This window comes from Salinicola sp. (genome assembly GCF_982684285.1).
In genome coordinates, this window is record NZ_CEXLVS010000383.1 from 1 (window position 1) to 2,431 (window position 2,431).

General features: G+C 62.7%; 1 protein-coding gene. It reads left to right on the plus strand.

Features of this window, described 5'->3' with window-relative positions:
* Positions 1 to 648 precede the first annotated feature (648 nt).
* Positions 649 to 2,431: translational GTPase TypA (typA, locus tag AC3AYF_RS20150; protein WP_487780281.1), on the plus strand; the 1,783-nt coding region annotated here is incomplete at its 3' end.

Below are 2,431 nucleotides of genomic sequence, written 5' to 3' on the forward strand. Positions count from 1 at the left end.
CCGGCGGCCAGCCACCTGTCGGGGAGACGCAACGCGCGCGCCTGGCGCAACACGTCCAGGCGCCAGGCGTCGGCACGAATCCATTCGATGATTCGTTCCGCGCGCTCCCGTTCCCCTTCCTCCGGAGACATGAAACCCTCGCCTTTCAATGGGTTGGCCCGCCGCGTTCAGGGCCCTTCGCCCAAGCCCGTCGCGGCGGAATCGTCGTCGAAAAACTCTCTAATGGTACCGATAGACTAAAGTAGCCAGTGTCGCGCGCTTGCCTGTACAATGCGCGCCCGACCCTCCTACTCAGTGCCCAGGGGACTCGTCGATCCAGCGCTAGAGCGCGGATCATCGACTTAGGGGCTGTCGGCGTTTCATGCACGGCCGCGCCGGAGCCAGTTATTGTGCGGGGCAAGGCGTGAGGAGCGTAGTTTGGTCATTCCAAATGAATGACGAATAACGCAGCACCACGCAAAAACTGGCCTGGCCCTTCGGGTTGCGCGGCAAATGGCGCCATGCGGCGTTGCGGGATTAAAAAAGGGAACCACCCTTCTCTGCATCCCGCGCCTGGCCTGGCGACATTTGGCGCAGCACCGCGGTTCGCGCTGAAACGTCAACAGCCCCTAGACATGGGCGCACACATTTTACGATGGAAACCGCCCCATGAGTGACAACGCCTCTAACGCTCGTATCGAGAGCATTAGGAACATTGCCATTATCGCCCACGTCGACCATGGCAAGACGACACTGGTCGACAAGCTCCTGAGCCAATCCGGCACCCTGGACCGCAAAGCCGAAGGCCAAGAGCGGATCATGGACTCCAACGACCAGGAGAAGGAACGCGGCATCACCATCCTGGCCAAGAATACCGCGATCCGCTGGAACGACGGCAACGGCCGCGACTACCACATCAATATCGTCGACACCCCGGGACACGCCGACTTCGGTGGCGAAGTCGAACGCGTCATGTCCATGGTCGACTCCGTGTTGCTGCTGGTCGATGCCGTCGACGGCCCGATGCCGCAGACCCGCTTCGTGACCCAGAAGGCGTTCGCCCAGGGCCTCAAGCCGATCGTGGTGGTCAACAAGGTCGACCGTCCCGGCGCGCGCCCGGATTGGGTCGTCGACCAGATCTTCGATCTGTTCGACAACCTCGGTGCCACCGACGAGCAGCTCGACTTCCCGATCATCTACTGCTCCGCGCTCAACGGCATCGCCGGCATGGAGCCGGACGACATGGCCGAAGACATGACGCCGATGTTCAAGAGCATCGGCGACATCGTCGAGCCGCCCAAGGTCGAACTCGACGGCCCGTTCCAGATGCAGATCTCGGCGCTGGACTACAACAGCTATGTCGGCGTCATCGGTCTCGGCCGCATTAAGCGCGGCAGCGTCAAGCCGAGCCAGCAGATCAGCGTCATCACCAAGGAAGGCGCGACCCGCAAGGGCAAGATCGGCCAGGTCATGACCCACATGGGGCTGGAGCGGGTCCAGACCGACGAAGCCACTGCCGGCGACATCGTCTGCATCACCGGTATCGACAATCTGGCGATCTCCGACACGCTGTGCGACGTCAACAACGTCGAAGCGCTGCCGCCGCTCTCCGTCGACGAGCCGACCGTCTCGATGACCTTCCAGGTCAACGACTCCCCGTTCGCCGGCAAGGATGGCAAGTACGTCACCAGCCGCAACATCAAGGACCGTCTCGAGCAGGAGTTGATCCACAACGTCGCGCTGCGCGTCGAACAGGGTGAATCCTCCGAGAAATTCAAGGTCTCCGGGCGTGGCGAGCTGCACCTGTCGGTGCTGATCGAGACCATGCGTCGCGAAGGCTTCGAGCTGGCCGTGGGCCGCCCCGAGGTCATCATCCGCGAGATCGACGGCGTCAAGCAGGAGCCGTACGAAGAAGTCATCATCGACTGCGAAGAGCAGCATCAGGGCGCGGTGATGGAAGAGCTCGGCTACCGCAAGGGCGAGCTCTCCAACATGAATCCGGACGGCAAGGGGCGCGTTCGCCTGGACTTCATCATCCCCGCGCGCGGCCTGATTGGCTTCCGCGGCCAGTTCCTGACCCTGACCTCCGGTACCGGCATCCTGACCAGCCGCTTCGACCACTACGGCCCGCTCAAGCCGGACGCCGCGATCGAACGCCGTAACGGCGTGCTGGTGTCGATGGTGCCGGGCAAGGCGCTGGCCTATGCGCTCTACACGCTGCAGGAGCGCGGCAAGCTGATCGTCGACCACGGCACCGAAGTCTACGAAGGCATGCTGATCGGCATCAACAACCGGGCCAACGACATGGTCGTCAACCCGACCAAGGGCAAGAAGCTCGACAACATGCGGGCTTCCGGCAATGACGAGAACATCGTGCTGACGCCGCCGATTCGCTTCACCCTGGAGCAGGCCATCGAGTTCCTCGACGACGACGAGCTGGTCGAGATCACCC